A 26955-nucleotide genomic window follows, 5' to 3' on the forward strand; every position below is an offset into this window, starting at 1 on the left:
GGGCCCACCGATGGACTGGTCGCAATCTCAGATTCCGCCGATGCGGTGCGAGGCGCGTTTTGGTGATCGGGTGGTGCCGGCTTTCACCGAGCGACCGGAAAGTCTCTGGGCGATGATCGCGCAGGCTGCCGCGCGCAACGGCGACGGCGAAGCACTCGTTTGCGGCGATATCAGGCTCAGCTGGCGGCAGGCGGCGGAGCAGGCCGCGCGGATTGCTTCGGGCTTTCGCAAGCTCGGCCTGCAGCGCGGCGACCGCGTCGCGATCCTGCTCGGCAATCGCATCGAATTTCCGCTGCTGCTGTTTGCCGCTGCGCATGAGGGCTTGGTCACGGTGCTGCTCAGCACGCGCCAACAGAAGCCGGAGATCGCCTATGTGCTGGCCGATTGCGGCGCCAGGATCCTGATCCACGAGGCAACGCTCCTCGAGCGGCTGCCCGATGCGCAGGATGTGCCCGACCTGCTTCATCGCATCGCCATCGACAACGATCCGGCGCTGTCGCGTTTCGCCGCGCTCGCCGGCAACACGCCGGCGGCGGCGCCGGTCGAGGTCAGGGAAGAGGACACCGCGATGATCCTCTATACGTCGGGCACGACAGGCAAGCCGAAGGGCGCGATGCTGGCCCATTGCAACATCGTGCATTCCTCGATGGTGTTCGTGTCCTGCCTGCAATTGACCGCGGCCGATCGCTCGATTGCAGCGGTCCCGCTCGGGCACGTCACCGGCGTCGTCGCCAACATCACGACCATGATCGGCTGCGGCGGCGCGCTGATCATCATGCCGGAGTTCAAGGCGGCCGATTATCTCAAGCTCGCCGCGCGCGAGCGCGTCACCTACACGGTGATGGTGCCGGCGATGTACAATCTCTGTCTGCTGCAGCCGGATTTCGACAGCTACGATCTCTCGAGCTGGCGTATCGGCGGCTTCGGCGGCGCGCCGATGCCGGTTGCGACCATCGAGAAGCTCAAGGCGACGATTCCCGGCCTGAAGCTGATGAATTGCTACGGCGCGACCGAGACGACGTCGCCATCCACGATCATGCCGGGCGAGCTGACGGCGACCCACATCGACAGCGTCGGGCTGGCGTGCCCGGGGGCGCGGATCATCGCGATGGGGACCGATGGGCGCGAGCTGCCGCGTGGGGAGATCGGCGAGCTCTGGATCCAAAGCGCCTCCGTCATCAAGGGCTACTGGAACAACCCGAAGGCCACCGCGGAGAGTTTTACCGCCGGCTTCTGGCATTCGGGCGATCTCGGCTCGGTCGACGCCGAGGGGTTCGTCCGCGTGTTCGATCGACAGAAGGACATGATCAACCGCGGCGGCCTGAAGATCTATTCGGCCGAGGTCGAATCCGTGCTGGCCGGCCATCCCGCCGTAGTCGAGAGCGCGATCATTGCAAAGCCATGCCCCGTGCTCGGCGAGCGCGTTCATGCCGTCGTGGTCACGCGCACGCAGATCGGCAGCGACGACCTGCGCGCCTGGTGCGCCGAACGGCTCTCCGATTACAAGGTGCCGGAGACGATGACCGTGACCGCCGAGCCCCTGCCGCGCAACGCCAATGGCAAGGTGGTGAAGCGGCAATTGCGGGAGCTGCTGGTCTGACCGGGGACCGGGGGGCCGGGATGCCAAGGTCCTCAGTTAACGCCTTGATCGGGCTTGCTTTGCCTTGCCACCGCCATATCGATAGGGTATCGCCGCCGCGACGTGGGGACGGGGTTTGGACGCGCGCGATCTGGCGCGCGCTCCCGGCCGGGCATGGGATTAGCTTAAGTGTCTGAATTATTTGACGAAGTCGACGAGGAAGTACGTCGCGAGCAGCTCAAAAAGCTGTGGGACAAATATTCGCTCTACTTCATCGCCCTGATGGTGCTGATCGTGGCGGCCGTCGGCGGCTGGCGCGGCTACCAGTACCTGGAGGCCAAGAAGGCCGCCGAGGCCGGCGCCGTCTTCGACAAGGCCGTCGAGCTGTCGGAGCAGGGCAAGCATGCGGAGGCCGAGACCGCCTTCGCCGATCTCGCCGCCAAGGCGCCGTCCGGCTATCGCACGCTGGCACGGCTTCGCGCTGCGGCCGAAAGCGCGGCTCGCGATCCCGAGGCTGCGGCCAAGATGTATGACGACATCGCTGCCGACCGCAGCATCGGCAGCGAGTGGCAGGACCTGGCGAAGGTTCGCGCGGCCGGCCTGCTGGTGGACAGCGCCTCCTATGCCGACATGCAGCAGCGGCTGGAATCCTCCGCCGATCCCAAATCGACCTTCCGCCACACCGCCCGCGAATTGCTGGCGCTGTCGGCTTGGCGCAACAACGACATGACCGCGGCCCGCAAATGGCTCGACGCGATTGCCGAGGACGGCGAGACGCCGCCCGGCCTGCGCTCGCGCGCCGAGGCGCTTCAGGCCCTGCTGCCGCCCGTCGCCAAGAGCTGACGACGGCCCTCTGACTAAACGAGATCCAAGATGCGCCGCACGCCACGTTTGATCGCAGCTGCCGTCCTGATCGCCTTCACGGGCGTTCTGAGCGGTTGCTCCAGCTTCGATCCGAGTGATCTGCTCGACTTCCTCGACACCAAGAAGAAGCTGCCCGGCGAGCGCAAGCCTGTCTTCCCCGAAGGCGTGCCGGGTCTGGAGCAGGGCGTTCCTAAGGAGATGTACAAGGGCGCGCAGCAGCAGGACCCGAACGCGCCCGCCGTCGCTGCGCTTCCGGCCGAGCCGGCCGAACCCGCAAAGCCGACCAAGTCCGCCAAGGGGAAGAAGACCAGGCAGACGACGCCCACCGCTGCCGCACCGGCTGAAGCGCCGGCTGGTGAGGTCGACGGCGAGGCCCAGCCCGAGGCGGCACCGGCGCCGGCCGCCCCGCCGCCGAAACACAAGATCGTCCGCAAGCGCACCACCGCGCCGCCGCCGGACCAGCAACCCGCACAGCAGCCGGCGCAGTCGGCCCAGACCACCCAGCCACAGCCGGCGCAGCAGCCCCAGGGCGCTTTCCCCGCGCCGCTGCCGAGCGGCAGCTTCTCGCGCTAGTTTTCTCATTGCATTGACAGGCGCGGCCCCGGCAGCGCACGAATGACCGATGTCCTTTTCGATCGCCATCATCGGCCGGCCCAATGTCGGCAAGTCGACGCTGTTCAACCGCCTGGTCGGACAGAAGCTCGCGCTCGTCGATGACCTGCCCGGCGTCACCCGCGACCGCCGCGAGGGCGAGGCAAAGCTGGGCGATCTCGAATTCACCATCATCGATACCGCCGGTCTCGACGAGGGCGCCAAGGGCTCGCTGACCGCACGCATGCAGGAGCAGACCGAGGCCGCGATCGCGCAGGCCGATGCGCTGTTCTTCGTCATCGATGCCCGCATCGGTCTCACGCCGACCGATCGGGCCTTCGCCGATTTCGCGCGCAAGGCCAACAAGCCGGTGCTGCTGGTCGCCAACAAGAGCGAAGGCAAGCACGGCGACGCCGGCGCGATGGAGTCCTTTGCGCTTGGTCTGGGCGATCCCATCCAGATATCGGCCGAGCATGGCGAGGGCATGGGCGAGCTTTACGACGCGCTCGCCAAGCTGATGCCGCCGCCTGTCGAGGAGGATGATGCCGAGGACGACGAGCCGCTCTCCGAGGAAGAGGCCGCGACGCGTCCGATCCGGGTCGCCATCGTCGGCCGGCCCAATGCCGGCAAGTCGACGCTGATCAACCATCTGCTCGGCGAGGAACGGCTGCTGACGAGCCCTGAGGCCGGTACCACGCGCGATTCCATCGCGGTCGAGATCAACTGGAAGGGCCGCGATTTCCGCGTGTTCGACACTGCCGGTCTTCGCCGCCGCTCGCGCATCGAGGAGAAGCTGGAGAAGCTCTCGGTTGCGGATGCGCTGCGCGCGGTGCGCTTTGCCGAAGTGGTCGTGCTGATGATGGACACGCAGAACCGCTTCGAGGAGCAGGATCTGCGTATCGCCGACCTGATCGAGCGCGAGGGCCGCGCGGTCGTGCTCGCCGTCAACAAATGGGACCTGATGGAGACCAAGGGCGGCGGCGCGATTTCCACTCTGCGCCGCGATGCCGACCATTGGCTGCCGCAGCTCAAGGGCGTGCCGATCGTCGCCGTCTCCGGCCTGATGGGCGAAGGCATCGATCGCCTCATGCAGGCGATCCAGGATGCCTACGCGATCTGGAACAGGCGCGTGCCGACATCCGCGCTCAATCGCTGGTTCGAGCAGGCGGTCCAGGCCAATCCGCCGCCCGCGGTGTCCGGCCGCCGGCTGAAGCTGAACTACATCACGCAGACCAAGGCGCGCCCGCCGAGCTTCGTGCTGTTCTGCTCGCGCGCCGATGCCGTGCCGCAGTCCTACTTGCGCTACCTCGTCAACTCGATGCGCGAGACCTTCGAGCTGCCGGGCACGCCGGTGCGCATCACCTTGCGCGAGAAGGCCAACCCGTTCGCGCACAAGCGCAAGCGGCCGTCGTGAGCGGACGGGTCGGCTGCCTGAACGACTGAGGCGCGATTTTTCGCGTCGGCCATCTTCGCGTAAGTGCTCTTTGAGCAACAGTTCGAGAATCTTGGCGAGACCCGCTGGACTGCCGGCGTCGGCGAGCGCAACCTTAAATTTTCATATCGTGATTACGCAGCCGCGCTGATGTGCGCGGCTGAGCGGAGGCTATTGTGATAAAACGGAGCTTTTTCGCTGCCGTCGCAATCCTGTCTCTCCTGTCTACAGGTTGCGCGATCCATCCACTGCCGGAGAACGTGACGGGCGTATCGACCTATCATATCGTTCGCCAAATCCGATGCGAGAGCCGCGATACGCTTCGCCGGTTTGTCATCAAGTGGCTCCACCGGATCGGTCCGCAACTTCCAATGGCTGAAGATCTTGCTCTGCAGTACGAGCAAGAGCCGGCGTCCATAAGGAATTTCCACTACAACCTATTCAAGGGAGCTGCGCTTGTTCGTGTGCGCTCCGCTGCAAAGCTGTTTTACGACGCTGGGCTTGCCTACAGTTTCGATCTCACCATGACGGAGGACAATAATTTGTCCACCGACGTCAACTTTCTCAAGCCTCTTACCAACTCGCAATACACGCTCGGTCTGCACGGTTCAGCCAACAGGGCGCGGGTCAATCAGCGCACATTCACCGCGACGGATACTTTCAGCGGCCTGCTGACAAAGGTACCCGAAGGGTATTGTGAAGGAAAAGTCGTCGGGCCCAACTACATTTATCCGATCGCTGGGCGAATTGGCATCGATGCTGTGATCGAGGACTTTATCAATCTGACGCTGTTTGCCAACCTGGCAGGTGACGATGCCAAGCCGGGAGTTGGCGGCAGTCCTCCTACGATGGCCGACAAGCTCACCTTTACCACGACCGTGTCGGCCTCTGTGGTGCCAGGGGTGACATTTACTCCCGTGACGGATGCATTCCAATTGTCGAGTGCGACCGGAAACGGACTTGCCGATCGGACCGACGTGCATCAGGTGACAGTGGGAGTTGCGATTGCGCCCACGGGGATCGCCGAGTTGGATCCACTTCGCTCCTACCTTTTTTCCTCATCTCGCGGGGGAGTTGCGAGCGATCCGGCTGATCAGATTACGCGGAGTCCTCTTATTGTCGGTCGGCGCGTGATCGGAGGCGGCAGCCCGTCCGAACGGCTCGCGGTGCTGGCCGCGGACCAGGCCAAGAGTCCCGAAGTTGAAATCAGGCGGTTGCGATAACTAAGGAGGGTATTATGGCGAAAAAGGCTAAGAAGGCTAGCAAGGCTGCGAAAAAGTCGTCTTCGACAACGAAGATGCTCAGAGTTCCGCTGCACTCCGTCGTGCATTTTGTTCGAATGCTCCAGGACGAAAAGCATGCCGCCAACTTCGTGAAGGCAGCCCGGGATTCAAATGCGGTCGTGGCTCTCCATCCCGCAACGGTCGACTTCGTCAGGAATTTCGTTGCGGACAAGCAACTCCACCACGCAATGGTGACCAAGGTGGTTGATCCATGTCCGGGCGATCCTTTCGAGTGCCATTTTAGAGACTAGTTCGGCACGGCCTCCAAGAACGTGGATGCCCGGGACAAGCCCGGGCATGATGTCGTGGAGGCGTGCGCGACCGCTACGCGGTCACTTCTTCACCAGCGGGCACTCGCTGTCCTTGAGCGGCCTTGCCGCATCTTCCGCCGGGATATTCGCAACCAGCTTGTAATAGTCCCACGGTCCCTTCGATTCCTCCGGCTTCTTCACCTCGAACAGGTAGGCCGGGATGATGCGGCGACCGTCCTCGCGCAGCGGGCCCTTGCCGAACAGCGGATCGTCCGTCGGGATTTCCTTCATCTTGGCGACGACCTTGGCGCCGTCATGCGGATTGCCGCCGAGCGCCTCGAGCGCCTTGAGGTAATGGATCACGCCGGCATAGTTGCCGGCCTGGGTCATCGAGGGCATCGCGTGGTTGGCCACCTTCTCCTGGAAGCGCTTGGACCAGGCGCGGGTGTTGTCGTTCAGATCCCAATAGAAGGATTCGGTGAAGGTCAGGCCGTGCGCGGTCTTGAGGCCGAGCGAGTGGACGTCGTTGATGAAGAGCAGCAGCGCGGCGAGCTTCTGGCCGCCCTCGACGATGCCGAACTCGGCCGCCTGCTTGATCGAATTGGTGGTGTCGCCGCCGGCATTGGCAAGCCCGATGATCTTCGCCTTCGAGTTCTGCGCCTGGAGCAGGAACGACGAGAAGTCGGACGTGTTGAGCGGATGCTTGACGCCGCCGAGCACCTTGCCGCCGTTCGCGGTGACAACGGCACTCGTGTCGCGCTCGAGCGCGGCGCCGAAGGCGTAGTCGGCGGTCAGGAAGAACCAGCTATCGCCGCCGGCCTTGGTCAGCGCCTTGCCGGTGCCGTTGGCGAGCATGTAGGTGTCGTAGGTGTAGGAGATGGTGTTGGCGTTGCAGGCCTTGCCGGTGAGATCGGCGCTGGCGCCGCCATTGTTGAGCAGGACGACGTTCTTTTCCTTGGCGACGTTGCTGACCGCCAGGGCCACGCCGGAGTTCGGCGTGTCGGTGATCATGTCGACCTTCTGGGTGTCGATCCACTGCCGCGCGATGTTGACGCCGACATCAGGCTTGTTCTGGTGGTCGCCGCTGACCACTTCGATTTTCCAGCCCTTGGCAAGCAGGCCGGAATCCTCGACTGCCATCTTGACCGCCGCCACGGAGCCGGGGCCGCCGATATCCGCGTAGAGGCTGGACATGTCGTTGAGCACGCCGATCGTGACGGTCTTGTCCTGAGCGTAGGCGGATGATGCAAAACCGAAGGCAGCGCAGGCGAGAAGGGCCGCAGAGCGGCGCGCGAACGTCGTCGTCATAAAGGATTTCCTCCATTGTCAAATATGCGGACAGCTCTCTTGCGGAGCCTTGTTCCGGCTGTTGGCTCTACCGTGTCCCGCGGGCCCCGGCAATGCGCCTAAAGCCGGACGACGCTGCGCCGTCGCGTCATCCGTCGGTTAACTCTGGGGCAAAGATGCGTTGAGACGCTATTTCAGCGCGTCCGAGGCAGCTCGAGCGTCTGCATTATTGAGCCGATGGTCACGCCGGCGCGCGGAAGCTCATCAGGCTGCGCGTCTTGTAGTCGTAGAACTTGCCGGTCTCGGTCCAGTCGGGCGCGCACAGCGGCACGATGAGTTCGGCGACCTGCTCGGGCGTGTCGAGCGTCGCCGGGTCCTCGCCCGGCATCAGCGTGGCGCGCATGCGGGTGCGGACCGGGCCCGGATTGAACAGGTTGACGCGGATCTTCGTGTTCGCGGTCTCGTGCGCCCAGGCGCGGGCCAGCGTCTCCAGCGCGGCCTTGGAGGCGGCGTAGGGGCTGACATAGGCGGTCGCCTTGTTGGCGGCGCCCGAGGTGATGAACACGGCGCGGCCAGCGTCTGACTGCTTGAGCAGCGGCTCCATGCAGCGGATCAGCTGGAAGTTGGCGGAGACGTTGACGGCCATGACGTCGTTGAACGTCTTCAGCTCGATATGGCCGATCGGCGAGGAGGGACCGAGCACGCCGGCATTGCCGACGAGGATGTCGAGCTTGCCATAGCGCTCGTGCAAGCCTGCGCCGAGCCGCGCGATGCCGTCGGTATCCGTGAGGTTGAGTGGTACCAGCGTGGCGCTGCCGCCCACTTTGCGGATCTCGTCGTCCAGCTCCTCGAGCCCTCCTTGCGTGCGCGCGGTGGCGACGATATGCGCGCCGGCCTTCGCCAGCGCGAGCGCCGTGGCAAAGCCGATGCCGCGCGAGGCGCCGGTGACGAGAGCGATGCGGTTGGCGAGGGGTTTGGTCATATCCGTGTATCCACGTCTTCGCGACGGGTTTTACAGACATGGGGCACCGGGACAAGCCCGGTCTGACGCAATTATTGCCTTCACGCTTTAGCGGTCGCGGGTCAATTGCTTATTATCGTCGTTCGAGCCGCTTTCCGAGCTTTTGGGCGTGACCTTCATGCCCTGGACGAAGGCGAAGACGATGAAGCCGACCAAAAGCACCCCGCAAAGGATGGCGACGATCGTCTGCATCGGCGCCGCTGCGCCCTCAGCTCGCCTCGGCCAGCAGCGAGAGCTGCCGCGGCTGCGGCTCGGTCTGGGTCTGGTCGGTGAGGTGGGTCGGATAGGCGCCGGTGAAGCAGTGGTCCGCGAACTTCGGATTGGCGGGGTCGCGGCCGGGCTCGCCCATCGCGCGGTACATACCGTCGATCGACAGGAAGGCGAGCGAGTCGGCGCCGATGAGCTCGCGCATCTCCTCCAGCGAATGCGTCGCGGCCAGCAGGCCGCCGCGATCGGGCAGGTCGATGCCGTAATAATCGGGGTAGAGGATCGGCGGCGAGGCGAGGCGGAAATGCACTTCCTTGGCGCCGGCATCGCGCATCATGCGCACGATCTTCTTCGAGGTGGTGCCGCGCACCAGCGAGTCGTCGATCAGGATGATGCGCTTGCCTTCGATCGCGGCGCGGTTGGCCGAGTGCTTCATGCGCACGCCGGATTCGCGGATCGCCTGGGTCGGCTGGATGAAGGTGCGGCCGACATAGTGGTTGCGGATGATGCCGAGCTCGAACGGCACGCCCGAATGCTGGCTGTAGCCGACCGCGGCGGGCACGCCGGAATCCGGCACCGGCACCACGACATCGACGGGCACATGGCTCTCGCGTGCGAGCTGCGCGCCGAATGCCTTGCGCACCTCGTAGACCGAGCGGCCGTGGACGATGGAATCCGGACGCGCGAAATAGATGTACTCGAAGATGCAGGGGCGCGGCGCCATCGGCGGGAACGGCTTGTGGATGTCCTGGCCGTTCTCGTCGAACACGATGACTTCGCCGGGTTCGATGTCGCGCACGAAGCGCGCGCCGATGATGTCGAGCGCACAGGTCTCCGACGTCAGGATCGGGCAACCGTCGAGCTCGCCGAGCACCAGCGGGCGGATGCCGCGCGGATCGCGCGAGCCGACCAGCTTCTTGTTGGTGAGCGAAACCAGGGCATAGGCGCCTTCGATCTCGCGCAGCGCGTCGATGTAGCGCTCGATGAAGCGGCTGCGCCTGGAGCGCGCCACCAGGTGCAGGATCACCTCGGTGTCGGACGTCGACTGCATCATCGCGCCGCTCTTGACGAGCTCGCGACGCAGCGTCAGGCCGTTGGAAAGGTTGCCGTTGTGAGCGACCGCGAGGCCGCCCGCGTTGAGCTCGGCGAACAGCGGCTGCACATTGCGCAGGATGGTGGCGCCCGTCGTGGCGTAGCGGACGTGGCCGACGGCCATGGTGCCGGGCAGGCGGTCGATCACCTCACGGCGGGAGAAGGTATCGCCGACGAGGCCGAGGCGGCGTTCACTGTGGAAGCGGCTGCCGTCGTAGGAGACGATGCCCGCGGCTTCCTGGCCGCGATGCTGGAGGGCGTGAAGGCCGAGCGCCGTGATGGCGGCGGCATCAGGGTGTCCGTAGATGCCGAATACGCCGCATTCCTCGCGGACCGTATCTCCCTCCAGGTCGTCCTGAAGCTCTAGCGCGGCGGAGCCGGGATCGAGATCAGTATGGGCGTCCTGGTCAGGGTGTCGCATCTCGTCCCGCCTCTCTCTAGGGCTCAATCAACGCGCCGCAGGTTTCTCGATCAGCTTCTTCAGGCTGTCACGAGCAGGTTTGCTGTACCCGTCGCCACTGCCCGAAGGCTGCTGCTCGGTATCAGCTTGATCATCTTCTGGTTTGTTTTTCTTGAATCTTTTCAAGATGGTGTTCTCGGGGTCGTCAGGCAAGAGGGACATCAGCCAATCCCCGGTTCCCTGGAGCACCACGCGGGATTTGGCCCCCGTGACCCAGTCCGGGCGCTGCTTGTCCGGCACCAGCCAGGTGAAGAACAGGAAGGCGACCACGACGATCAAAAGCCCGCGAGCGAGGCCAAACAGGAACCCGAGGGTGCGGTCCAGCGCGCCGATGCGCGAATCCAGGATCATGTCGGAGATTCGGACCGTGATCACGGAGACGACGATCAGGGTGCCCACGAACACGCCGGCGACCACGACCACGCTCGCGACCGTGTCGTTGTTGAAATAGGTCTTGGCGGTCGGCAGCAGCTTGGAGAAGGAGTACAGCGTCACGATCGCCGCGGTACCCCAGGCCGCAATCGAGAGGATTTCGCGCATGAAGCCGCGAACCATGGCAAGCAGGCCCGAGATCAGCATCACACCGAGCAGGATCAGGTCGAGGAGTGTTACTGGCATCGGCTGGTCTGGTCCGCTCGTACTCTCAAAAGGTGCTCAGCGAATCGGTGTTTGGCCGCCGGCCTAAAAGAAGGCCTGACGACGCTTCCGGCAAGGCCGCAACCACGCAATCCCCATGCTGCTTTTGTGACGGCTGTATAGCGGCGGGGGCGCTTGACGTCACCTCCAGCTAACCCTCTCCACGGCGGAATCTTGCCGGTGTGGCATTTTTCTCCGCTGGAGCGGTCGACTCGCCCCGGCGAGAGCCACGGGCGGCGATTTCAGCGACCAGGGTCGTGAGGCTGTTGATCGCGTTCAGGGACAATCCGGCATCGCCACTCGCCTCACCACCCCGGGCCGATTCGGGCAGTACGGCGCGCTTGAAGCCGAGTTTTGCCGCTTCCTTGAGCCGCGCCGGGGTCTGCGCCACCGGGCGGATCACGCCGGAGAGCGAAATCTCGCCAAAATAGACCCCATCGGTGGGTAACTGCGCGTTAACCAGGGATGACACCAGTGCCGCCGCGGCGGCCATGTCGGCGGCCGGCTCGTGGATGCGCAGGCCGCCCGCGACGTTCAGATAGACGTCGTGGCCGGACAGCTTGACCCCGCAATGGGCCTCCAGCACCGCCAGCACCATCGAGAGCCGGCTCTGATCCCAGCCGACCACGGCCCGTCGCGGGGTGCCGAGCGAGGTCGGCGCCACCAGCGCCTGCAACTCGACCAGAACGGGCCGCGTGCCCTCGATCCCTGCGAACACAGCAGTGCCGGGCGTGCCGAGATCGCGCTCGGACAGGAACAGCTCGGAGGGGTTGGTGACCTCGCGCAGGCCGAGCCCGGTCATCTCGAACACGCCGATCTCGTCGGTCGGGCCGAAGCGGTTCTTGACCGCGCGAAGGATGCGGAATTGCTGCGAGCCTTCGCCCTCGAACGACATCACGGCATCGACCATGTGTTCGACGACGCGGGGTCCGGCGATCTGGCCGTCCTTGGTGACGTGGCCGACCAGGATGATGGCCGCGCCGGTTTTCTTGGCGAAACGAATGAGCGCCTGTGCCGAAGCGCGCACCTGCGTGACCGTGCCCGGCGCCGATTCCACGGTGTCGGTCCACATGGTCTGGATCGAGTCGATCACGATCAGCCGGGGCACCGTGCCTTCCGACAAGGTCGAGACGATATCCTCGACCGAGGTCTCGGCCGCGAGCTGCACCGGCGCATCCGACAGCCCGAGCCGCTCGGCGCGCAGCCTCACCTGGGCGATGGCCTCTTCGCCCGAGATGTAGACGATGCGGTGGCCGGCCCGAGCCATCATGCTGGTCGCCTGCGTCAACAGCGTCGACTTGCCGATGCCGGGATCGCCGCCGACCAGCAGCACCGAGCCGCGGACGAAGCCGCCGCCGGTGACGCGGTCGAGCTCGGTCAGCCCCGACGACATGCGCGGCGCATCCGGGCTCTTGCCGGCAAGGCTCTCCAGCGCGAACGTCCGCCCCTTGCGCTTGGAGCGGATCGAGACCGGCACGCTGCCTGAGGTGTCCTCCTCGGCGAGCGTATTCCACTCGCCGCAGGATTCGCACTTGCCCTGCCAGCGGTTATAGGCCGCGCCGCAGTTCTGGCAGACGAAGGAGAGCGTGTTCTTGGCCATCGGTATGGTGAGTCGGAGGTTTCAAAATGCGCTGATAGCACGGAACGGTGGGCTGCGCGGCTAGCCATCCGTGCTCCAGTTAAGGCAATTCCGTGCGGCCATACACTCTTTGTTAGCGCTATGCCGTCCCTCCGTGCCGGACTTTGCCAAATGTTAGCGGACGCAGGTCCAGTTTCGGAACCAGGATGGGGTGGCGAAACGGATGACGGTCCTCTTACGGATATTGCTCGCGGCGAGCATGGCCTTTGGCGTTCTCGTGCCGGCTGGCCGTGTCGTTGCGGCCGATGCAAAGCCGCTCAACATCGTCTTCGTGAACCCCGGCAAGACCGGCGAGGTCTACTGGGACATGGTCGCGCAGACCATGCAGGCCGCCGGCCGCAAGCTCGACGCCCATGTCGAGGTGCTGACCAGCGAGCGCAATTACCGCACCATGCAGGAGCTTGGCCTCGGCGTGGTCGCCCGAGCCGACAAGCCGGACTTCCTCATTCTCTCCAACGAGGAGTCCGCCGCCGTACCGATCCTCGAGGCGGCCGAGAAGGCGGGCATCAAGACGCTGCTGCTGTCGAACACGTTGATCGGCGAGGACGCTGTGCGGCTCGGGCCGCCGCGAGCCAAGCTCAAGAACTGGCTCGGCGACATCACGACCGATCTGACGACCGCAGGCGCGCGGATGGCGAATGCGCTGATCGGCGCAGCGCGCAACGAGAAATGGCAAAGCCCTGACGGCAAGATCCATCTGCTCGGGATCGGCGGTGACGAGATCACGCCGGCCTCGATTGCCCGCAATGCCGGTCTGCAGCTCGCGGTCGCGGCGGCGCCCGACGTGGTCGTGGACCGGATGCTGTTCGCGAACTGGACGCAGTCGGAAGCGGAGCAGGTGGCGGCCAATTACCTGGGCTGGGCGCAACGCAAGGGCATCCGCCCCGCCGGGATCTGGGCCGGTAACGATCCGATGGCGCTGGGGGCGCTCAAGGCCGTCGCGGCGGCCGGCATCACACCGGGACAGGATATCCAGATCGTCGGCCTCAACTGGTCGGAGGACGCGCTGCGTGAAATCAAGGCCGGTCGTTTGCTGCTGAGCGACGGCGGTCATTTCCTGCTCGGCGGCTGGTCGGTCGTGCTGTTGCGCGACTATGCCGACGGCTGCGACTTCGCAGCCAGCTCGCCGCATATCGAAGTCAAGACGTCGGCGATCACGCGCGACAATCTCGCCTCCGTCGCCACGCTGATCAAATCCCGGGCTTACGACCGCATCGACTTTGCGCGATTCAGGGCAAAGCAGGGACGCTGCGGCCAATACGACTTCTCCGTTGATATGCTGATCTCCACGCTGTCACCCCCAAGCAGCGCTGGTGAATGATGCCGGACGCTGACGGGATGAACGGTCCAGCGAAGTCCGCGCCATCGCGCTCGGTCGTCCGCGCGATGATCTGGGCCACCGTGCCCGTGCTGTTGCTGGTGCAATTGCTTGCGTCTGCCGGCGTCGAGGTGTCGAGCTTCTGGTCGCAGATCAGGCAGCTCGATGCCCGCATTGCTCGCGTTGCCGAGAGCCGTGCTGAACTGATCGCCGAGCCGCTCTGGAAGATGCGCTACGACCAGGTCACGGGTGTGCTCAACGAGATCATGCACGACGAGACCATCGCGGCCGCTGCCGTCTACGACGACACCGGCGTCGTGATCGCCCGGGTGGTGGCGCGGCCCACGGTCCAGACTCTCACCGAGATCTCGCGTCCGATCGCCTACCGCAACGGCAACATCGCCGTTCAGGCCGGCCGCATCGCGATCGCCTATTCCTATGCGACGCTCTATGCGGACACCGGCAGCAGGCTGGGGCTGCTACTCATCGTCGGCCTGCTCGGGACGCTTGCGACCATGATCGCAATGCGGATCTCCGCCAACATCTTCATCGGCAAGCCGCTGGCGGCGATGATGTCCGCGATCCAGCGCAGCAAGCAGGATGGCCGCGCCTATCCGGCGGATGTCAAATCGTCCAACGAATTCGGCCAGCTCGCGAGCGCCTTCAACGCGATGCAACACACGACATCAGGCGCGCTTGACCGGCTCGGTCACATGGCCTCGCACGATCCGCTCACGGGGCTGCCCAACCGCCGCTCGCTGTCCGAGCGTCTGGGGACCTTGAGCGGGGATGCCGGCTCGCCGGACGCGCTGATCGCGTTCTGCTTCATCGATCTCGACGATTTCAAGGGCATCAACGACACCTTCGGTCACGATGCCGGCGACAAGTTTCTGGTCCAGATCTCCGAGCGGCTTCGTGGCACGGTCGGGCCGGAAGATTGGGTCGCGCGGCTCGGCGGCGACGAGTTCGTGGTCATTCGCCCTGAGGTCGGCAATGAAGCGGCCGCAGAAGCCTTCGCGCGACAATTGCTGGAGGCGATCTCCGCGCCGATCCTGCTGCATGACAAGCAGGTCGTGCCGCGCGCCAGCATCGGCCTTGCCGTGCGCCGTGCCGGCGACCCCGAGCTGGCGCATTTGCCGGCGCTCGCCGACATTGCGCTCTACCACGCCAAGAGCAAGGCGCCCGGCACCGTGGCGGTGCTGGACGAAGCGCTGCAGCGTCACTACCGACGCCGTCGGGATCTGGAGCTCGCCATTCCCGCAGGCTTTGCCGAGCAGCAATTCGAAGTCTGGTATCAGAGCCAGGTCGACATGATGACCGAGGAAGTCATCGGCCTGGAAGCACTCATTCGTTGGCGTCATTCCGAATATGGCGTGATCGGCCCCGGCGAATTCCTGCCGCTGATCGAACGCAGCGGAAATAACGCGCGGCTGACGCGCTACGTGCTGACCGACGCCTGCCGCGCGTTGCAGCAGCTGGCCGCTGCCGGCAAGTCGTCCATCCGGATCGCGATCAATCTGCCTCCCTCCGAATTGGCCGATCATTCGTTCGCGGCCGAATTGCGCGAGACCTGCGAGCGGTTCGGCGTCGCAGCTTCGTCGCTCGAGCTCGAGATCACGGAGGGATCGCTGATCAACAATATCGCCAGCGCGTCCGATACGCTGCGCCGGCTGCGGCGCCTGGGCGCGACCATCGCGCTCGACGATTTCGGCACGGGCTACAGCTCGCTCGCCCATCTCAGGCGCTTTCCGCTCGATAAGGTCAAGATCGACAAGGCGTTCATCCGCGAGATCCCCGAGAGCGCCGAGGACAAGGCGATCGTCGGCGTCATCGCCTCGCTCGCGGGCACGCTCGGGCTCACCCTGGTCGCCGAAGGCATCGAACGCGCCGAGCAGGCGCAGGCCATGCGCGAGATGGGCGTGAGGCTCGGCCAGGGCTTTCTGTATCACAAGCCGCAACCCCTCGATGCGGTGCTGCGCGGGCTTGCGGTGGCCGGGCGCGGTGAGGATCGCGTGCTCGCAGACAGCCCCTCGATCGCGCCCGAATTCGCCGACTGAGCGCTACGGCCGTGTCGCGTTCCAGAGCATCGAGAGCCCGGCTGCGAGCATGATCGCATCCATCACCAGGCGGAACATCTCCGGTTTCAGGTGCAGTACGAATCGCTTGGCGACGAAGGCGCCCGACATCAGCGAGGAGCCCGCGATCAAGCCCTTGATGAAGACCTCCGGCGTCAGCGCGCCGAAGCGTTCGAACGTGACAGATTTCGCGAAGTAGAGGCCAAGGGAGGCGGCGGCCTCGGTCGCGAGGAAGGCGCCCTTGCTAAGACCGTAGAACAGGAACAGCGGCACGCTGAGCGGACCGGTCGAGACCACGATGCCGGTGAGATAGCCGATGATCGCGCCGCCGATCGCCAGATGCCAGAGATTGGCCCTGAGGTCGTGCCGTGCCAGCCAATGCCGTAGCGGCACCATGGCGATCAGGAAGACGCCGATGGCGAGATCGACGGCGTGCGAGGGCAGGGCGAGCAGCGTCCGCGCGCCGAGCGCCGCGGCCGGAATGCCCGTGACCGAATAGGCCGCGCAGGCCCGCCAGTCGACCTCGCGCCACCACGCGAGGATCCGCGAAAGATTCGCCATCACCGAGGCGACTGCCATGATCGGCACGGCCTCCTTCGGCCCATAGGCATAGACCAGCACCGGCATCAGCATGATCGACGAGCCCGTGCCGACGATGCCGGAGATGGTGCCCGCGACGAGGCCGACGGTGAGGACGAAGAGGAACGCCAACGACAGGGCTCCGGGAGATCGGGGAAATTGAGGATCCCCGCCTGGCGCTGCTCGCAGCGGACGGAGTTCGTTCATGGTGACATCCTGCCAGTGTTTTGCCCGACGAGTCAAACCAAAATTCGGAATAATGGAAAATCATGATCCTGACGGGGGCGGCTACTGTGCATGGGGTTGTTTTCAGGATCTTGCTTGGGCGTCAGCGCTGCTGACAGTATGTTGGCAGCAGCGTCCGGCTACGACCATCTCCTGACAAGCGGGGAACGGATCATGCCGATCGAGGCAAGCTGCCATTGCGGTGAGACGGTGTTCGAGGTGACCGAGGCGCCTGCGAGCGTGACGCGCTGCACGTGCTCGCTCTGCGCCAAGCGTGGCGCGTTGTGGGCCTATTACACGCCCGCGCAATTTCGCCTGCTGTCACCTGTCGACAACGTTGCGACCTATCTCTGGGGCAGCCGCACCGTCAAACATCATTTCTGTGCGAGCTGCGGCTGCGGGACCTTCTCGGAATCGCCCGACTGGTCGACGGGAAAGCCCGACTTCGGCAATCCCAGGGTCGGCGTCAACGCGCGTCTATTCGACGATTTCGATCTCGACGCGGTGCCGGTGAACGTGATCGACGGCAAGAATTTGTGGTGAGGACGCAGCGCCACGCATATCTGCCCGCAGCGGCGTCCTCTTGAGGCGCTCTCGAAAAGCTGATTTGTTTCCGGCCCGAGAAAAACGGGAGGAAGCCATGATGCGTCTTTTTACGCGAGTGATGCTCGCGGCGATTGTGGTCGCTGCGGCCGGCTTCGATGCAGCGCAGGCGCAGACCAAGCCCAAGGTCACGACGCTGGGTCCGGACTTCCCCAAGGCCGCGCTGTTCGTCGGCAACAGCTTCTTCTACTACAACAACGGCATGCCGGGCCATCTGACGTTGATGGAGCGGGCAGCCGACGCTGCGAACAAGGCGACCTATCGCAACACCATGGTGACAATCGGCGGCTCCGGGCTCGACTGGCACGACATGGACAATCTGCTGCGGCCGGGCGGCCTCGGCGCTTATTCCTTCGACGAGCAGAACGTCGTGAAGTTCAACAAGCCAGGCCGGCAGTACGACGCGGTCGTGATGATGGACTGCAGCCAGTGCCCGATCCATCCGCAATTGAAAGACGCGTTCACGAGCTTTGCGAAGAAAGACAGCGAGATCGTTCGCGCCCACGGCATGCGTCCGGTGCTGTTCATGTCCTGGGCCTATGCCGACAAGCCGGAAATGACGGAAGAGCTCGCCGAGGCCTACACGCTCGCCGGCAACACCAATGACGCGCTCGTCATTCCCGCGGGCCTCGCCTTCGCGCGCGTCCGCAAGCTGCAGCCTGAGCTCAATCTCTATGCGCCGGACAAGCGCCATCCGAGTCCGGCAGGTACGTATCTGGCGGCCTGCGTGACGCTCGCTGCGCTGAGCGGCCGCTCGCCCATCGGCAATTCCTACATGACCGGGGTCGATCCGGAGACGGCGCAATTGCTGCAGAAGGCGGCATGGGAGACGGTGCAGGACTATTACGGGCGCTGACCCGCGGCAGCGGCACTATTGCTTCAGCACCACCCACGCCGGCGCGTGGTCGCTGGCGCCGTCCTCGCCGCGAACCTTCCTGTCGACACCGGCCCTAGCGAGGCGCGAGGTGAGGGCAGGGCTCAACAGCAGATGGTCAAGCCGCAAGCCCGCATCGCGCGGCCAGCGGTTTCGCTTGTAGTCCCAGAACGTGTAAATGCGCTGGTCCGGGTGCAGCTCGCGGATCGCATCGCACCAGCCTTGTGCGACGAGCGAGGCAAACGCCGCGCGGCTCTTCGGCTGGATCAGCGCATCCTTGTCCCATGAACGCGTCGGATAGATGTCGATCTCATCGGGCGCGACGTTGTAGTCGCCGGCGAGCACCACGGGCAGGTCCTGCTTGATGAACGTCTTGGCGTGACGTTTCAGCCGTGCAAACCAGTCGAGCTTGTAATCGAATTTCGGCCCCGGCTGCGGATTGCCGTTGGGGAGGTAGATGCTCGTGACGATGATCCCGCGCACGGCGGCCTCGATGTAACGGGCTTCGAGATCCCCAGGCTTTCCCGGCAACCGGTCGCGCGTGAGGATAGGCTCCGTGCCACGGGCGAGGATGGCGACGCCGTTCCAGGTCTTTTGGCCACGCCAGACTGCGCCGTAACCGGCCTTTTCGATCGCTTCTGCCGGAAATTCGCCATCACTTGCCTTCAATTCCTGAAGCGCGACGACATCGGGCTTCGCCGCGCGCATCCATGCGAGCAGATTGGGCAGGCGACGGTTGATGTTGTTGATGTTGAATGTCGCAATCTTCATGTAGAGCTACCGGCTCCTGCCTTTCCTTACCGGAGATACAATGTCCAAATTGAGCTTTGCCGTTCTTGCGTTCGTCGTCGCGTTCTCCGGGACCGCTTCGGCACAATCGTCCGATACGCGCGGCGCGTGCAAGGCGGACTACGACAAATTCTGCGCCGGCATCGCTCCCGGCGGCGGCAAGATCATCGCCTGCCTGAACGCCAAGCGTGACCAGCTCAGCGCGACCTGCAAGGCGGCGCTGGACAGCCGGAAGAAGTAAGCGGCGAGGCGCTCAGCCCGGCAGCGGCGGCGGCGGCCCCGGCTGCTCGATCGGCGGCGGGGAGGGCGATTGTTCGGCCGTCTGCGCGGGCTCCGGCTTCGTCAGCGGTTCGACCACGTTGCCGCCCTTGTAGACGCGCGCGTAGCGGTGGCCGAGGCTGGTCAGCACCTCATAGCCGATCGTGCCAAAATGGTGCGCGAGTTCGTCAACGGTGATGCCTTCGCCGAGCAGGGTGACCATATGGCCGCGCCGTGCCGCATTCGGCGGCAGATCGGTGATGTCGATCGCGATCAGGTCCATGGAGATACGGCCTGCCACGGGACAGCGCTTGCCCGCGACGATGACCTCGGCGCCGCGTGTGCCGTCGTTGGAGCTGGCGGCGCGGAAATAACCGTCGGCATAGCCGACCGCGATGATCGCGAGCTTGGTCGGCCGCCGTGCGGTCCAGGTGCCGCCATAGCCGACGGTCTCGCCGCGCTCGACATTGCGGGTCTGCACGATGCGTGCCTTCAGGTCGATGACCTGCTGCATCGGATTGTCGGCCTCCGGCGTCGGATTGACGCCGTAGAGCGCGGCGCCCGGCCGCACCAGATCGAACTGGAACGGCGCACCGAGGAAAATGCCTGAGGAATTCGCAAGCGCCGCCGGTACGCCGGAGAATTCGCTGGCGATGCCGCGGAAGGCTGCAAGCTGCTTGGCGTTGACGGGGCTGTTGAGCTGCTCGGCCGAGACCAAATGGCTCATCACCAGCGTGATGCCGTGATCGCCGGCATTGATGCGGGGGATGATGGCCTGCGCCTCGGCAAGAGTCAGGCCGAGCCGGTTCATACCGGTGTCGATGTGGATCGCGGCGCCGCCCGACCAGCCGGTGCGGCGGCAGAACACGTCCCACTCGGCGAGCTCGTTGAGGTCGCCGATCACCGGACGGCAATTGATCTTCGCGTAGTGCTCGCCGCTGTTCTGGAAATAGCCGCCGAGCACGTAGATCACCGCGTCCGGTATCGCAGCGCGAGCGGTGCGCGCCTCCTCGATGGTGGCGACGAAGAAGGTCCTGCAGCCGGCCTTGTTCAGGGCCTGCGCGACCTGCGCGGCTCCGCATCCATAGGCGTCGGCCTTGATCACCGCCGAGCACTCGGCTGGCACTGCCGTCTTCTCGAGCTTGCGCCAGTTGGCGATGATGGCATCGAGATCGACGGTCAGCACGCCGCCGTAGGCAGCGAGTGCGGCAGCCTGATTGGCCTCCGCTGAGAGGAGGCCGGATTGCGGGATCATCTTCGGGTCGGACGCCATTGTCATGGCGTCGTTTTACGCAAGAGGCAGGCCGGGTTCAAGAAACTCAGTAGTCGTTGCCGCTGCGGGCCGGAAGCTGACTGTCCGGCGCGAGGTCGCCGAACCGGGTGACCGAGGCTTCGAACGCCAAATCGACGGTGCCTGTCGGGCCGTGGCGCTGCTTGCCGATGATGACCTCGGCCTTTCCGTGCGCAAGACTCATGTCAAGCTGCCACTTCTCGTGTTCGGGCGTGCCCGGGCGTGGCTCCTTCATGGCGAGGTAGTATTCCTCGCGATAGACGAACAGCACGACGTCGGCGTCCTGCTCGATCGATCCGGATTCACGCAAGTCGGAGAGCTGCGGCCGCTTGTCGTCGCGGGATTCAACCTGGCGTGAGAGCTGCGACAGCGCGATCACGGGGACGTTGAGCTCCTTCGCCAGCGCCTTCAGGCTGGTGGTGATTTCGGTGATTTCCTGCACGCGGCTGTCGCTGGCGCGCTTGCCCGAGCCGGAGAGCAGCTGGATGTAATCGATCACGAGCAGATCGAGGCCCTTCTGCCGTTTCAGCCGGCGGGCGCGGGCCATCAGCTGCGCGATCGACAGGCCGCCGGTTGCGTCGACATAGAACGGCAGCGATTGCAGCTCGATCGAGACCTCCCGGATCTTGTCGAAATCGGCTTCTGAGATGCCGCCGCGGCGGATGTGGGAGGAGGGGATTCCGGTCCGCTCGGCCACGATACGCGTGGCGAGCTGGTCGGCCGACATTTCGCAGGAGAAGAAGCCGATCACGCCGCCATTGGCGGCCTTCATGGTGCCGTCGGCCTGGATCTCGCCGACATAGGCCTTGGCGACGTTGTAGGCGATGTTGGTCGCCAGCGACGTCTTGCCCATGCCCGGGCGTCCCGCAACGATGATGAGATCGGAGTGCTGCAAGCCGCCCATCTTCGTGTCGAGGTCGCGCATACCGGTCGAGATGCCCGACAGTTTGCCGTCGCGCTGGAACGCCTTGGCCGCGAGATCGACCGCGACCGCCAGCGCCTGCGAGAATTTCTGGAAGCCGCCGTCGTAGCGGCCGGACTCGGCAAGCTCGTACAGCTTGCGCTCGGCATCCTCGATCTGCGCCCGTGGCTGGAAGTCGACGGGAGCGTCATAGGCGACATTGACCATGTCTTCGCCGATGCCGATCAGGTCGCGCCTGAGCGACAGGTCGTAGATGGTGCGGCCATAATCCTGGGCGTTGATGATAGTCGTCGCCTCGGCGGCGAGGCGCGCAAGATATTGCCCGATCGTCATGCCGCCGACATCGGTATCGGCGGGCAGGAAGGTCTTCAGCGTGACGGGCGTTGCGATCTTGCCCATCCGGATCAGGCTGCCGGCGGTTTCGAAAATGGTCTGGTGCAACGGCTCGAAGAAATGCTTCGCCTCCAGGAAGTCGGAGACGCGGTAAAAAGCATCGTTGTTGACCAGGATCGCGCCCAGAAGGCTCTGTTCCGCCTCGATATTGTGCGGCGCGCTCCGGTAGGCGGGAGTTCCGGCATCGGGCGCGAGTTTGAGAACGTTCGAATCAGTTAGGGCCATGGTCGGACGTGCTTAGCAATTTTCTTGGGCGGATGCGGGGCCGGGATAAAGCGCCGCCGCAGGCGAAAGCGGAAGCAAAAGCTGGTCGCTATCAACCGATCTTAAAAGCGGTGGATGATTAGCAGCCGCAGCATGCCCCGCGCTTGACGGATTTTCGCGGAACTTGGGTCGGACCGGAAGTCGCCGCGATCACGTCACGGAAAAATCCGGATACCGTGAACCTAATGATGGAGATGCAGACCTATTTAAGCGCGCGTTAGCGCGTCCTGTGCAGGTTCAGACCAAAAGGAGGTAGACCAGCGCAACCAGGGCCGCGCCGACGCCGGTGGCGATCAGGGCGTAGTCGGTGCGGAGATCATCCTGCACGTCGAATGAGGTTTGGGTCTCTTTGCTCATTGCCACGGTCTAAGGCAGCGCCGTCGAGAGGAATGTGAACCAGATCACATCTCCCCGGATTCTTTCGGGGATAGGAGAGGGAACAGGCGAGCGGGCCGGGGATTGTCTCCCGTAGACCCGCCATGGGAACGAGGCAGGAGATGCGGCCAGAACGGCAGCACCAGATTTGGCGAAACGAGACGGCCAGCCGGCTTTGGCTCTCGGGCCTGATCGCCGCCATGCAGCACGCCGAGCGGCCCGAAATCCGGCGTCAGCCGGTCGCCCCCGAGGTTATCGTGGAACTGAGGGCGCAGTTGGCCTTAACGGCGCCTTACCGCGCCTCTCCGATCTCCACCCTTCGTCATTAGGACTCATTCACCGGCGAGCTTCAGCTTCGGTTTGGCGCCGCCCTCGAGAGCGCGCAGCCGGGCTTCTTCACGCGCGACATAGTCACGCGTCATGGGGACCACGCCCTGGCGTTTGGTGAGCTGGACCTGGAAATTCATCATCCCTTGCTTGCGGAACGTCATCTCGCAGGCCGCCAGATAAAATTCCCACATCAGCGCGAAGCGCTCGTCGTAAAGCTGTACGGCTTCCTCGCGTCGCGCCATGAAGCGCTCCCGCCAAGCCTTCAGCGTCTCGGCATAGTGCAGGCGCAGGATCTCGATGTCGCAGACCAGAAGGCCGGCGTCTTCGATCGCGGGCAGCACTTCCGACAGCGAGGGAATGTAGCCGCCCGGGAAGATGTATTTGGCGATCCAGGGATTGGTCGAATCCGGTCCCTGCGAGCGGCCGATCGAGTGCAGCAGCATGATGCCGTCGTCGCTCAGCAACTCAGCGCAGCGCCGGAAATAGGTGCTGTAGAACCTGGCTCCGACGTGCTCGAACATGCCGACCGAGACGATGCGATCGAATTGCCCGTCGATGTCGCGATAGTCCTGGAGCAGGAAGCGCGCGTGCTGCGTCAGCCCCTTTTCGGCGGCTCGCGCCTTCGCGATCTGCAACTGCTCCGTCGATAGCGTCACGCCGGTGACGTCGGCCCCCACGATCTCGGCGAGATAGAGTCCGAGCCCGCCCCAGCCCGAGCCGATATCGAGCACGCGCTGACCGCGGTTGACCAACAGTTTTGCGGTGACGTGCCGCTTCTTGGCGAGCTGCGCATCGTCGAGCGTAGCGTCCGGAGTCTCGAAATAGGCGCAGCTGTATTGCTTGTCGGCGTCAAGGAAAAGTGAATAGAGCCTCGCATCGAGATCGTAGTGATGCGCGACATTGCTGCGCGAACGCGTTCGCGGATTGAATTGTCTGAGGTGTCTGACCAGATAGCGCAGGTGCCACCAGGGTTTTGCCCAATGCGGCAACAGGTCGGGTTGATCGAGCAGGATCGCCAGGGCATCAGCTATGCTGCCGCGCTCGACGACGAACTCGCCGTTCATATAGGCCTCGCCAAGCCCCAGTTCGGGATTGATGAGGATCTTTCGTTGAGCATCGGCCGTGACGAAGCGCACTTCGACCGGCGTACCGGAGCCGTCACCGACGCTGAATTTCAATCCGCCCGCCGTGGTCACCGTCATCGACCCGCGGCGGATGAATTGAGTCAAAAACTTACGCAACAAGCGGTCCATCGACACCAACCTCTCGAGCGAACCCGAAAAGATGCCACTACCCGGCCGTCACATCGACGCTTGGAAAATCCGTTGGTTCCCATGCGTTCGCATGTAAATCTAAGCAGCCGATTACCGCCCCGCTATTGCACTGTGTTCAAAGCCGATATTCGAAAACTGCGTGCTCACATGTTCGATGAGTGCGCTTCCATTCGCGGCGCAATCGGCTAAAAGGTGACCGCTGCCGCGCCGGATACCGGCCTTATCTATCGGATTTCAATGGAGATGATGGGAATGTCGAGCCGAGCGCTCAGCCTCGCCACGGTGCTGTTTCTGGTCGGCTTCGGTGCTACCGATGCCGCTTTGGCGCAGGCGACGAACCTCGAGGCCGGCAAGGCCCCGTCCCAACTCTTCGCGCAGACCTGCAACGCCTGCCACAAGAGCCCGCGGGGGCTTTTGAAGACGGTCTCGCCGAGCTCGTTGCCGGGCTTCCTGCGCCAGCACTACACCACCAGCCCGGACATGGCCGGCGTGCTGGCCTCCTATCTGGTCTCCAATGGCGCCGCCGACGTCCGTTACCAGGCCAAGGACGGCAAGGAAGGCAGGGACAAGAAGGACGGCGCCAGGGAGAAGGACGCCAACACGAATCCTGGGCAGTCGCCAGAACATCAGGGGCGCCGCCAGCGTCCGCAAGAGGCCACCAAGCCGGAGGGCGAGGGTGCCGCACCGGCGCCTGAGGGGCGCCAGAAGCGCGCGGCGCGACCGAGTGAGGACGGTGCCAAGGAAGGCGTGAAGCCTGAGGCCACGACCGAACAGCGGCCGGCGGGCCGTAAGGGCAAGCGCATGAGCAAGCGTGGCAAGCCGGAAAGCGAGGACGCTGTTGCGCCGAAGGTCGAACCCAAGATCGAGCCGAAGAACGAGAATGCGAAGGCCGACTCCCTTCGTGAAGGGTCCAAGCCTGACAGCGCCAAGCCGGCCGAGAAGCCCGCCGATGTGAAGCCGGAGAGCGCCAAGGTCGAGCCGAGCGGCAACGACGCGCCGGCTCTGCGCCCCGACCCGGTCCCGCAGGTCACGCCGGCTCCGCCGACTGATGCCGCCAAGCCGACTGAGCCGGCCGCTCCCAAGCCTGCCGAAGCTGCCGCATCCAAACTGACTGAGCCCGCGCCCAGTTCCGAGCCCGCAGCCAAGCCGGCAGAGCCGGCCCCGTCTGCGCCCGCCGCGGCTCCGTCGCCTGCACCGTCGGAATCCTCCGGTCCGCCGGCTCCCCCGATCTCGCGATAACCGATAATCCCGTCAATCTGCGAAGACTGCGCTCAGCGCGGCCTTCGCTTCGTCGTGCGGAGCCGACGAGAGAGGCACATGGCAACGGCGCTCGCCTCGATCGCGATGCTGAGCGAGGACATTGCCGTCGAAATGAAAAGCCCGGCCGCCTGAGGCGACCGGGCTTCGCTTCGCGTATGAACGCGAGGCTTACTTCTCTTCTGCAGCGGGGGCCGGCTCGACCTCGTCGTGCTGGGCTTCCGGATCGAAGAACTCGCCGGCCGCGGCGATCGCCTCGGCGGCTGCGTCGCGGTCCTCGTTGCGGGTCGAGATGTCCTCGCCGCGATTGATGCGCTCGGCCTCGTCCTGGCTGCGCGCGACCGTGACGGTGACTTCGACCTCGACCTCGGGATGAACGGCGACCGTGATCGAGTGCTTGCCGATGGTCTTGATCGGCGCATCGAGCTGAACCTGCGGACGGGCGAGCGTGACGCCGTCAGCCTCGAAGGCGAGAACCACGTCGCGCACGGTGACCGAGCCGAACAGCTGACCCGCTTCCGAAGCCTGGCGGATCACGATGATGTTCTTGCCCTCGATCTTCTCGGCGACCTTGGCTGCCTCGCCCTTCGAGGCAAGGTTGCGAGCTTCGAGTTCGGCCTTCATGCCGTCGTACTTGGCGCGGTTGTCGGCGGTGGCGCGCAGCGCCTTGCCGCGCTTGAGCAGGAAATTGCGGGCATAGCCGTCGCGAACCTTCACGACTTCGCCCATTTGACCGAGCTTGCTCACGCGTTCCAGCAAAATGACTTCCATATTCGTTCTCCTTTGAAGTGCTCTGGTTTCAGTTTTCGGGGTGGACTTAAGATGTCGGCAATGGCGGCGGTTGCCGGTTGCGCAGGAAGCGCTCCCGGAAGCCGAACACGGCATCCGCGAGCCCAAGGATGGTGAGCAGGACAAGGCTCACGCTGAACATGAAGATGATGACGTAGGCGGCGGCGAGCCAGAATGCGCGGCTGGCGAGGCCATGCGTAATGGTATGCAGAACAGCAAGGCCGACCAGCGCATAGGCCACCATCAAGACGGTCGTGACGACGATGGCGAGAATGCCGGTCATTCCGCCGAAGAAGCTGAAGGCCAGCGCAACGCAGAGTGCCACGAGGGTCATCGGCGGCAAGTTCGTGCGGCTAAGGTCCGGCCTGGGCCGATGCAGCCGTCCCGAAACAGCCGCGACCTTGGCGGCGAGCCAGAGGTTCAAAGTCAGCGTTGCCATCTGGGATGCTGCCACCAGAACCGGCGTGACCGCGACCATCAGGCCGACACGGGGATCATTCTCCGTGACGTTGGTCTCGCCCATCAGCGTGAGCACCCTGGCGAAGCCGCGGCGCATGGCGTCGCTGATCGTCGACGCATCGCTTCCCAGGGAAAACAATGATCCCGCAGTCAGAAGCGCGGCGAGCGCCGCAATCCAGAGCAGGACACGACCGAGCGGATACCACTCGACCTGCAGCGAAGCCGGATCCGGGTCCACGCTACCATCAGCCAACGGCCGTCCCAGCATGGCGAGATGGCCAAGCCACCAGGCCGGCAATGCGATCGCAAGACCGTAACCGAGGGCGAGGGGCGTGCTGAGTGCGACGCCGATGACGAGCGTTGCGGCAAGACCGCCAAGCGCGCCGCAAAGCGGGCCCCAGGCGATCGCGACAAGCATCAAAGGGAGAGGAGCAAGGCAGACCAGGACGAGCGAGATCAGCGCGCCCGAGACGATCGAGGCGAACATCAGGGCCGACGCAGCGCCGGCGATCAGGGCTATCAGTCCAAATGCCATCAT

Annotated in this window: 25 protein-coding genes; 12 read left to right on the top strand and 13 right to left on the bottom strand. The window is 64.6% G+C overall.

From position 1 onward, the window contains the following. The first annotated feature begins 10 nt into the window (after positions 1–10). The 6 genes from IF809_RS02595 (at position 11) to IF809_RS02620 (ending at position 6000) form a co-directional block, all read left to right on the top strand. A complete protein-coding gene (locus IF809_RS02595; RefSeq protein ID WP_462836738.1) occupies positions 11–1600 on the top strand; it encodes a class I adenylate-forming enzyme family protein in 1590 nt (529 codons plus the stop codon). Between the two features lie 168 nt (positions 1601–1768). Continuing rightward, positions 1769–2422: a tetratricopeptide repeat protein gene (locus IF809_RS02600; protein ID WP_462836739.1), complete on the top strand. Its 654-nt coding sequence runs from the start codon at positions 1769–1771 to the stop codon at positions 2420–2422. Positions 2423–2452: 30 nt separating this feature from the next. Beyond that, positions 2453–3016 carry a hypothetical protein gene (locus tag IF809_RS02605; RefSeq protein ID WP_462836740.1) on the top strand — a complete coding sequence of 188 codons (564 nt, stop codon included), beginning with the start codon at positions 2453–2455 and terminating at the stop codon, positions 3014–3016. Positions 3017–3065: 49 nt separating this feature from the next. After that, entirely contained in the window at positions 3066–4448 is a 1383-nt protein-coding gene (gene der, locus IF809_RS02610) for a ribosome biogenesis GTPase Der (RefSeq protein ID WP_462836741.1), read from the top strand. A gap of 194 nt (positions 4449–4642) precedes the next feature. Continuing rightward, positions 4643–5689 carry a hypothetical protein gene (locus tag IF809_RS02615; protein WP_462836742.1) on the top strand — a complete coding sequence of 349 codons (1047 nt, stop codon included), beginning with the start codon at positions 4643–4645 and terminating at the stop codon, positions 5687–5689. A gap of 14 nt (positions 5690–5703) precedes the next feature. Beyond that, on the top strand, positions 5704–6000 hold the full coding sequence (locus IF809_RS02620) for a hypothetical protein (protein WP_128965810.1): 297 nt from the start codon (positions 5704–5706) through the stop codon (positions 5998–6000). 81 nt (positions 6001–6081) lie between these two features. On the opposite strand, the gene IF809_RS02625 is transcribed toward IF809_RS02620, so the two are convergent. From IF809_RS02625 to radA, 6 genes are all read right to left on the bottom strand, one after another. Further along, positions 6082–7308 carry an ABC transporter substrate-binding protein gene (locus IF809_RS02625; protein ID WP_128965811.1) on the bottom strand — a complete coding sequence of 409 codons (1227 nt, stop codon included), beginning with the start codon at positions 7306–7308 and terminating at the stop codon, positions 6082–6084. 220 nt (positions 7309–7528) lie between these two features. Continuing rightward, a complete protein-coding gene (locus tag IF809_RS02630) occupies positions 7529–8269 on the bottom strand; it encodes an SDR family NAD(P)-dependent oxidoreductase (RefSeq protein WP_462836743.1) in 741 nt (246 codons plus the stop codon). Positions 8270–8356: 87 nt separating this feature from the next. Beyond that, positions 8357–8500, bottom strand: coding sequence for a hypothetical protein (locus IF809_RS02635; protein WP_164938626.1), 144 nt, complete (start codon positions 8498–8500; stop codon positions 8357–8359). A gap of 16 nt (positions 8501–8516) precedes the next feature. Then, positions 8517–10028 carry an amidophosphoribosyltransferase gene (purF, locus tag IF809_RS02640; RefSeq protein ID WP_128965813.1) on the bottom strand — a complete coding sequence of 504 codons (1512 nt, stop codon included), beginning with the start codon at positions 10026–10028 and terminating at the stop codon, positions 8517–8519. Positions 10029–10055: 27 nt separating this feature from the next. After that, positions 10056–10685, bottom strand: coding sequence for a CvpA family protein (locus IF809_RS02645; protein ID WP_453979253.1), 630 nt, complete (start codon positions 10683–10685; stop codon positions 10056–10058). Between the two features lie 169 nt (positions 10686–10854). Beyond that, a complete protein-coding gene (gene radA / locus IF809_RS02650; RefSeq protein WP_462836744.1) occupies positions 10855–12303 on the bottom strand; it encodes a DNA repair protein RadA in 1449 nt (482 codons plus the stop codon). Between the two features lie 202 nt (positions 12304–12505). On the opposite strand from radA, the gene IF809_RS02655 reads away from it, so the two are divergent. Next, positions 12506–13663: an ABC transporter substrate-binding protein gene (locus IF809_RS02655; RefSeq protein WP_462836745.1), complete on the top strand. Its 1158-nt coding sequence runs from the start codon at positions 12506–12508 to the stop codon at positions 13661–13663. A 17-nt stretch (positions 13664–13680) separates the two neighbouring features. After that, positions 13681–15717, top strand: a complete 2037-nt coding sequence (locus tag IF809_RS02660; RefSeq protein WP_462836746.1) for a putative bifunctional diguanylate cyclase/phosphodiesterase — start codon at positions 13681–13683, stop codon at positions 15715–15717. A 3-nt stretch (positions 15718–15720) separates the two neighbouring features. On the opposite strand, the gene IF809_RS02665 is transcribed toward IF809_RS02660, so the two are convergent. After that, a complete protein-coding gene (locus tag IF809_RS02665) occupies positions 15721–16446 on the bottom strand; it encodes a sulfite exporter TauE/SafE family protein (RefSeq protein WP_462836747.1) in 726 nt (241 codons plus the stop codon). A 267-nt stretch (positions 16447–16713) separates the two neighbouring features. Between IF809_RS02665 and IF809_RS02670 the strand changes: the two genes are divergently transcribed. Next, entirely contained in the window at positions 16714–17082 is a 369-nt protein-coding gene (locus IF809_RS02670; RefSeq protein WP_462836748.1) for a GFA family protein, read from the top strand. Between the two features lie 97 nt (positions 17083–17179). Then, positions 17180–17998, top strand: coding sequence for a DUF4886 domain-containing protein (locus IF809_RS02675; protein WP_453979247.1), 819 nt, complete (start codon positions 17180–17182; stop codon positions 17996–17998). Between the two features lie 15 nt (positions 17999–18013). On the opposite strand, the gene IF809_RS02680 is transcribed toward IF809_RS02675, so the two are convergent. Next, a complete protein-coding gene (locus IF809_RS02680) occupies positions 18014–18787 on the bottom strand; it encodes an exodeoxyribonuclease III (RefSeq protein ID WP_128965819.1) in 774 nt (257 codons plus the stop codon). A gap of 40 nt (positions 18788–18827) precedes the next feature. Here IF809_RS02680 and IF809_RS02685 point away from each other — a divergent pair, with 40 nt between their 5' ends. After that, positions 18828–19046, top strand: a complete 219-nt coding sequence (locus tag IF809_RS02685; protein ID WP_128965820.1) for a cysteine rich repeat-containing protein — start codon at positions 18828–18830, stop codon at positions 19044–19046. A 12-nt stretch (positions 19047–19058) separates the two neighbouring features. Here IF809_RS02685 and alr read toward each other — a convergent pair whose 3' ends face one another. From alr to IF809_RS02700, 3 genes are all read right to left on the bottom strand, one after another. Then, positions 19059–20342 (bottom strand): alanine racemase, encoded by a 1284-nt coding sequence (gene alr, locus IF809_RS02690; protein WP_462836749.1) that lies wholly within the window; start codon positions 20340–20342, stop codon positions 19059–19061. Between the two features lie 40 nt (positions 20343–20382). Next, positions 20383–21894: a replicative DNA helicase gene (locus tag IF809_RS02695; RefSeq protein WP_128965822.1), complete on the bottom strand. Its 1512-nt coding sequence runs from the start codon at positions 21892–21894 to the stop codon at positions 20383–20385. A gap of 746 nt (positions 21895–22640) precedes the next feature. Beyond that, positions 22641–23891 carry an SAM-dependent methyltransferase gene (locus IF809_RS02700; protein ID WP_164938628.1) on the bottom strand — a complete coding sequence of 417 codons (1251 nt, stop codon included), beginning with the start codon at positions 23889–23891 and terminating at the stop codon, positions 22641–22643. Between the two features lie 273 nt (positions 23892–24164). Between IF809_RS02700 and IF809_RS02705 the strand changes: the two genes are divergently transcribed. Then, positions 24165–25151 (top strand): hypothetical protein, encoded by a 987-nt coding sequence (locus IF809_RS02705; RefSeq protein ID WP_462836750.1) that lies wholly within the window; start codon positions 24165–24167, stop codon positions 25149–25151. 189 nt (positions 25152–25340) lie between these two features. On the opposite strand, the gene rplI is transcribed toward IF809_RS02705, so the two are convergent. Next, positions 25341–25940, bottom strand: a complete 600-nt coding sequence (gene rplI, locus IF809_RS02710; protein WP_128965828.1) for a 50S ribosomal protein L9 — start codon at positions 25938–25940, stop codon at positions 25341–25343. 46 nt (positions 25941–25986) lie between these two features. Continuing rightward, positions 25987–26955 carry a DUF2232 domain-containing protein gene (locus IF809_RS02715; protein WP_462836751.1) on the bottom strand — a complete coding sequence of 323 codons (969 nt, stop codon included), beginning with the start codon at positions 26953–26955 and terminating at the stop codon, positions 25987–25989.

It is taken from the genome of Bradyrhizobium sp. UFLA06-24, assembly GCF_054967145.1.

What these genes read in the sequence shown, in the direction of transcription:
- IF809_RS02595 (WP_462836738.1), top strand. Translation starts at nt 11, where the DNA reads ATGGACTGGTCGCAATCTCAGATTCCGCCGATGCGGTGCGAGGCGCGT.
- IF809_RS02605 (WP_462836740.1), top strand. Translation starts at nt 2,453, where the DNA reads ATGCGCCGCACGCCACGTTTGATCGCAGCTGCCGTCCTGATCGCCTTC.
- der (WP_462836741.1), top strand. Translation starts at nt 3,066, where the DNA reads ATGTCCTTTTCGATCGCCATCATCGGCCGGCCCAATGTCGGCAAGTCG.
- IF809_RS02620 (WP_128965810.1), top strand. Translation starts at nt 5,704, where the DNA reads ATGGCGAAAAAGGCTAAGAAGGCTAGCAAGGCTGCGAAAAAGTCGTCT.
- IF809_RS02625 (WP_128965811.1), bottom strand. Translation starts at nt 7,308, where the DNA reads ATGACGACGACGTTCGCGCGCCGCTCTGCGGCCCTTCTCGCCTGCGCT.
- IF809_RS02630 (WP_462836743.1), bottom strand. Translation starts at nt 8,269, where the DNA reads ATGACCAAACCCCTCGCCAACCGCATCGCTCTCGTCACCGGCGCCTCG.
- IF809_RS02635 (WP_164938626.1), bottom strand. Translation starts at nt 8,500, where the DNA reads ATGCAGACGATCGTCGCCATCCTTTGCGGGGTGCTTTTGGTCGGCTTC.
- purF (WP_128965813.1), bottom strand. Translation starts at nt 10,028, where the DNA reads ATGCGACACCCTGACCAGGACGCCCATACTGATCTCGATCCCGGCTCC.
- IF809_RS02645 (WP_453979253.1), bottom strand. Translation starts at nt 10,685, where the DNA reads ATGCCAGTAACACTCCTCGACCTGATCCTGCTCGGTGTGATGCTGATC.
- radA (WP_462836744.1), bottom strand. Translation starts at nt 12,303, where the DNA reads ATGGCCAAGAACACGCTCTCCTTCGTCTGCCAGAACTGCGGCGCGGCC.
- IF809_RS02655 (WP_462836745.1), top strand. Translation starts at nt 12,506, where the DNA reads ATGACGGTCCTCTTACGGATATTGCTCGCGGCGAGCATGGCCTTTGGC.
- IF809_RS02660 (WP_462836746.1), top strand. Translation starts at nt 13,681, where the DNA reads ATGAACGGTCCAGCGAAGTCCGCGCCATCGCGCTCGGTCGTCCGCGCG.
- IF809_RS02670 (WP_462836748.1), top strand. Translation starts at nt 16,714, where the DNA reads ATGCCGATCGAGGCAAGCTGCCATTGCGGTGAGACGGTGTTCGAGGTG.
- IF809_RS02675 (WP_453979247.1), top strand. Translation starts at nt 17,180, where the DNA reads ATGATGCGTCTTTTTACGCGAGTGATGCTCGCGGCGATTGTGGTCGCT.
- IF809_RS02680 (WP_128965819.1), bottom strand. Translation starts at nt 18,787, where the DNA reads ATGAAGATTGCGACATTCAACATCAACAACATCAACCGTCGCCTGCCC.
- IF809_RS02685 (WP_128965820.1), top strand. Translation starts at nt 18,828, where the DNA reads ATGTCCAAATTGAGCTTTGCCGTTCTTGCGTTCGTCGTCGCGTTCTCC.
- alr (WP_462836749.1), bottom strand. Translation starts at nt 20,342, where the DNA reads ATGACAATGGCGTCCGACCCGAAGATGATCCCGCAATCCGGCCTCCTC.
- IF809_RS02695 (WP_128965822.1), bottom strand. Translation starts at nt 21,894, where the DNA reads ATGGCCCTAACTGATTCGAACGTTCTCAAACTCGCGCCCGATGCCGGA.
- IF809_RS02700 (WP_164938628.1), bottom strand. Translation starts at nt 23,891, where the DNA reads ATGGACCGCTTGTTGCGTAAGTTTTTGACTCAATTCATCCGCCGCGGG.
- IF809_RS02705 (WP_462836750.1), top strand. Translation starts at nt 24,165, where the DNA reads ATGTCGAGCCGAGCGCTCAGCCTCGCCACGGTGCTGTTTCTGGTCGGC.
- rplI (WP_128965828.1), bottom strand. Translation starts at nt 25,940, where the DNA reads ATGGAAGTCATTTTGCTGGAACGCGTGAGCAAGCTCGGTCAAATGGGC.
- IF809_RS02715 (WP_462836751.1), bottom strand. Translation starts at nt 26,955, where the DNA reads ATGATGGCATTTGGACTGATAGCCCTGATCGCCGGCGCTGCGTCGGCC.